At 55.4% G+C, this 327-nt stretch carries 1 protein-coding gene; it reads right to left on the reverse strand.

The features are described from left to right. Window positions 1-133: 133 nt before the first annotated feature. On the reverse strand, window positions 134-327 hold a 194-nt coding region (locus tag GSQ76_RS31220), incomplete at its 5' end, for a hypothetical protein (RefSeq protein ID WP_216851138.1).

Consider the following 327-nt stretch of genomic DNA (forward strand, 5'->3'; position numbering starts at 1 on the left):
CTGAAGCCACGATCCAAGCGTCCAGGAGCCAATTCAGATCTCACAGTTGCCAGCAGCGCGTTCCTGACGCCTCCAAAATGGGCTCGACACCATCCATCTGGCGAAGCGAAGAGCGTTCCCCATTTCAAAGCGTTTAGTGAGTGGTCGCGGTCGACAGCTTGTGCAGGAAGCCTTGCAGTCGGGTCAGAAATACATTGGATGGTTCGAGCCGGTCGCTTTCATGCGCTACGACATCGCTGTGTTGCATATCACGGCCGTGCTCGGCTAGCGCCTCCAGGTTGGTTATTAGAGCGTTTTTAGCCTGACCTTTAATACCCGCAGTGTCGG

It is taken from the genome of Acidisphaera sp. L21 (genome assembly GCF_009765685.1).
In the GTDB taxonomy this organism is placed as follows: domain Bacteria; phylum Pseudomonadota; class Alphaproteobacteria; order Acetobacterales; family Acetobacteraceae; genus LMUY01.